Below are 3,507 nucleotides of genomic sequence, written 5' to 3' on the forward strand. Positions count from 1 at the left end.
CCCAGGCCCCCATGTTCGAGGCGCCCGCGCCCCAGCAGGCGGTCGCCGAGGCTCCGGCCCCGGTCTATCCGCCGCAGCCGCAGTACCAGCAGCCGGTCTATCAGCAGGCGCCCCAGGGTGGTCCGCGCGTCGATCTGGGCGGTGCCCAGCCGATTCGCGAACAGATGGAACCGGCGCCGGCCAAGCGCGGGGGGTTCCGTTCGCTCCTCGACAAGATGACCGGCAATGGCCCCCGGGCCCAGGCGCCGCAGCCGCAGTACCATCAGGCCCAGCCGATGGCCCAGGCCCCGCAGGCACCCTATGGCTATGCCCGCCGTCCGACCTATGCCGGTCAGCCGCAGGCGCAAGGCTCGGCGGCGATCTCGGTCGGTCAGGCCCAGCCCCAGACCCCGGCGCCCCAGCCGATGCTGCAGCAGGTCACGCAGCCCCAGCAGCAGCCGCAAGCCCCCGTCGCGGCCCCGCAGAACCCGTCGCTGCTCGGCCGGATGGAAGGCTCCGAGCGTCAGGCCCAGCCGCGCAGCGCGGACGACCAGCTGGAAATTCCGGCTTTCCTGCGGCGTCAGGCGAACTGAACAGGACTGTCACGGAAGGTTGTAAAGGCAAGCAAAATCAATGGCTTGCATCTGTAACCTTCCGTAACAAAGAGTGATTTGAGTCTGCCGGTGCCAGGACTTACATCTGGCACCGGCAGTTTTTTTGCGGGTGCTCAGAGTCTGTTGATTCAGTGGCCTGCTTATCGACGAGGTTTCCGGTGATCGCTCTCGAGGCACAGAAGACGGTGGCGGCCAGGGTGTCGCTGGATGGCGTCGGCCTGCACACGGGTGCACCGGTTCGCGTCACCCTCGTCCCTGCGCCCAGCGACCACGGCATTTTCTTTCGCCGCACCGATGTCACCGGCCGGGACAACATGATCCCGGCGCTTTACGACCATGTCCGCGACACCACGCTGTGCACCGTTCTCGTCAATGGCGCCGGGGTTTCGGTGCGCACGGTCGAGCATCTGATGGCGGCCCTCTCCGGTCTTCACATCGACAATGTGGTGATCGAGATCGACGGGCCGGAGTTGCCGATCCTCGACGGTTCGGCCAAGCCCTTCGTCGAGATGATCGAGCGCGTGGGCACCAGGAACCAGCGTCCGCCGCGCCGCGCGATCAAGATCCTGAAGCGGGTCGAGATCCAGGTGGATGGCAAGTTCGCCGCCCTGGTCCCCGGCGAGGGCTTCGGCATCGACTTCGAGATCGATTTCCCGTCGAAGGCGATCGACCGGCGCAGCGGCTCCTATGACCTCGGCGACGGCGGTTTCGCCGAGCTTCTGTCGGGTGCCCGCACGTTCGGGTTCCGGGAGGAGGTCGAATTTCTCCGTTCCAGGGGCCTGGCGCTCGGCGGTAGCCTCGACAATGCGGTGGTGGTCGACGGCGACGCGATCATGAATCCCGAAGGCCTGCGCTTCGACGATGAATTCGTCCGCCACAAGGCGCTCGACGCGCTGGGCGATCTCTATCTCGCCGGGGCGCCGATCATCGGCCGTTTCGAGGGCTTCAAGTCGGGCCATGCGCTGAACAACAAGCTGCTTTACGCGCTCTTCGCCGATCGCACCGCCTGGACCTATGTCGCCGCGGTCGAGGAGGTCGAGAGCCAGAGCGGCGCCGCCTGGGCCAGCGCCAGCGTGGCCGCCCCGCTCTGACCGGAAACAGCATCGCTTTGATGGCGGCGGCCGCTTCAGCGGCCGCCGTTTTCGTCTGCGGGACCGGGTTTCGAGGGGGATTCTCAATGGTTGGCGCGCCGCCGTCGCTGGTGTAGCGTGACGCCGTTTCCATGGCAGTCGCCCTTGAAGTGATTGTCTGATTCTTGCTGTTTGGATAGCCGGAGGCCGTGACGCTCGTGTCGCCCATTGGTACCTTTGCGCGCCTACGTTTCGCGGCCCTGGCCGTCGTCGTCGCCACACTTGCCGCCTGTTCCTCCAACAGCGAGCCCGAGGCTTATGTCGAGAAGCCGGTGGAGCCGCTCTACAACGAGGCGGCCGACGCCCTCGCGGACGAACGCTACAACAAGGCAGCCGATCTCTTCCTCGAGGTCGAGCGCCAGCACCCCTATTCGATCTGGGCGACCAAGGCCCAGCTGATGGCGGCCTTCGCCTATTATCAGGCCGAGAAATATCCGGACGCGATCGATACCGCGCAGCGCTTCATCCAGTTGCACCCCGGCAACAAGGATGCGGCCTATGCCTATTATCTCGTCGCCGTCTGCTACTACAGCCAGATCGTCGACGTGGGCCGCGACCAGAAGAACACCGAGCTGGCGCTGGCCGCCCTGTCGGAAGTGGTGCGCCGCTTTCCCGATACGGATTACGCCCGCGACGCCCGGCTGAAGCTCGACCTGACCCGCGATCACCTCGCGGGCAAGGAAATGGAAGTCGGCCGCTATTACCAGAAGCGCAAGCAGTATCTGGCGGCGGTCAATCGCTACCGCATCGTGATCGAGAAGTATCAGACCACGACCCATGTGCCCGAAGCGCTGGATCGTCTGGTCGAGACCTATCTTGCCCTCGGCCTGTCGCGCGAGGCCCAGGCGGCCGGCGCCGTGCTCGGCTACAATTATCCGGGCAGCAGCTGGTATCAGGATTCTTACGCCCTGCTGACCGACGCCAACCTGCGTCCGGTCAGCGACGAGCGGTCGTGGATCACCCGCGCCTTCGACAATACACTCGATTCCCTGTTCTGATTTTGGGGGGCGGGCCGAACGGCCCGCTTCTGCACCGCCATGCTGCTTCGACTCGCCATTCGTGACGTGGTGCTGATCGAGCGCCTGGATCTCGATTTCACCTCGGGACTGACCGTGCTGACCGGTGAAACCGGCGCCGGCAAATCGATTCTGCTCGATTCCCTTGGTCTTGCCCTCGGCGCGCGCGCCGATTCCGGCCTGGTGCGGCCGGGCGCCGATCAGGCGGTGATCAGCGCCGAATTCATCCTGCCGCCGGGCCATGCGGTGGAAACCCTGTTGCGGGATCAGGGCTGGCAAACCGGCGATACGCTGGTGTTGCGCCGGATCGTGACCAAGGACGGCCGCAGCCGCGCCTTTGTCGACGATCAATCGGCCAGTGTCGGCCTGCTGGCCCAGATCGGCGCCCTGCTGATCGAAGCCCATGGCCAGCACGACGACCGGGGCCTGCTCAATCCCGCCGGCCACCGCGATCTTCTCGATGCCTTCGCCGGCCATGGCGCTTTGATCGCGGCGGTGCGGCAGGCCCATGCGGCCCATGCGACGGCCGCCGCCGAACTCGCCGCCGCCGAGGCCAAGCTGCAGGAAGCCCGCCGCGACGAGGAATATCTTCGCCATGTCGTCGCGGAACTCCGCCAGCTCGGTCCCGAGCCGGGCGAGGAAGAAAAACTGTCCGCCGAACGCCACCTGATGCAGGAAGGCGCCCGCGCCGCCGGCGATCTCGACGAAGTGGCCGGCATGCTGGCCGAAGGCGGCGGCATCGAGACCAAGCTGCGCGCCGCCCAGCGC

Annotated in this window: 3 protein-coding genes and 1 pseudogene; all 4 read left to right on the forward strand. The window is 66.3% G+C overall.

All coding sequences use genetic code 11. The features are described 5' to 3' along the window. A pseudogene (locus WAZ62_RS16995) lies at positions 1–572 on the forward strand (hypothetical protein); the annotation flags it as partial. A gap of 179 nt (positions 573–751) precedes the next feature. Continuing rightward, a complete protein-coding gene (lpxC, locus tag WAZ62_RS17000) occupies positions 752–1,684 on the forward strand; it encodes a UDP-3-O-acyl-N-acetylglucosamine deacetylase (protein ID WP_422644725.1) in 933 nt (310 codons plus the stop codon). 188 nt (positions 1,685–1,872) lie between these two features. Then, entirely contained in the window at positions 1,873–2,721 is an 849-nt protein-coding gene (locus WAZ62_RS17005) for an outer membrane protein assembly factor BamD (RefSeq protein WP_422644726.1), read from the forward strand. 39 nt (positions 2,722–2,760) lie between these two features. After that, a partial coding sequence (locus WAZ62_RS17010; RefSeq protein WP_422644727.1) for an AAA family ATPase occupies positions 2,761–3,507 on the forward strand: 747 nt, incomplete at its 3' end.

Source organism: Zavarzinia sp., assembly GCF_049306435.1.
Taxonomy (GTDB): domain Bacteria; phylum Pseudomonadota; class Alphaproteobacteria; order Zavarziniales; family Zavarziniaceae; genus Zavarzinia.